Raw genomic sequence first — 920 nt, 5'->3', positions numbered from 1 at the left:
GTAGCTGATAAAGCGCAGACAGCTGTCGTAACTGACCTGAATGCCGATTCAGCAGATGTTAATGAGACCGTGACATACACGAAAGTCGGATCATTGGTACCAAGCTCAAGTGATGGGAACTTCCCTAGAGTACCAAGAGTAGTCTATCCAAATGACCCACGTGATGCGACGAAGGTTACACCAGCCGGTGTACCGACGGTACCAGGTTATACAGCACATGATCCAGAAGGTCATGTTTTGACACCCGGTAGCCGTTATCAGCCAAGTGATCCGACGAAAGATACAACGATCACCTATACCGCAGATCAGCAAAAAGGTAGTGTCAGCTACGTTGATGATACGACCGGCAAAACTTTAAAGACGGATTCAATTTCAGGAACAACGGGCTCGAAATCCAGTTATAGTACCAGTGGCAGCATTGCGGATTATAAGAAACACGGGTATGAGTTAGTTACTGATGGCTATCCAGCAGATTTGACATTCGACAATGATGACAAAACTGCTCAGAACTTCACGGTTCACTTGAAGCATCAGCTGACGCCAGTGAATCCAACGGATCCACAGACACCGGGAGCGCCAATCCATCCAGATGAACCAGATGGACCAAAGTGGCCAACTCGCACCAACTATGATAAGACGGTCCATGAGACCGTCAGTTATGTTGATCAGACTGGACACGTAGTGGCCAAGCCGCACACTGATTCTGTCAACTTCACACGAACCGTCGTTGTCGATAACGTTACTGGTGAAGTGATTACGAGTGGTGCTGGAACAACCGCCTGGACAGCGACAAATGGTGATACAACCTTTGATGCCGTTGTTAGTCCAGTGGTGTCGGGATCTGTAGCTGATAAAGCGCAGACAGCTGTCGTAACTGACCTGAATGCCGATTCAGCAGATGTTAATGAGACCGTGACATA

At 48.2% G+C, this 920-nt stretch carries 1 protein-coding gene; it reads left to right on the top strand.

Annotated features, from left to right (window positions below):
- A partial coding sequence (locus tag ACESWY_RS10265) for a mucin-binding protein (protein WP_373202385.1) occupies positions 1 to 920 on the top strand: 920 nt, incomplete at both ends.

Origin of the sequence: Collinsella aerofaciens ATCC 25986, from assembly GCF_964237925.1 — a bacterium.
Taxonomy (GTDB): domain Bacteria; phylum Actinomycetota; class Coriobacteriia; order Coriobacteriales; family Coriobacteriaceae; genus Collinsella; species Collinsella aerofaciens_BJ.
The sequence above is the reverse complement of the archived record's forward strand: the minus strand, read 5'-3'. Positions and strand labels throughout refer to the sequence as shown.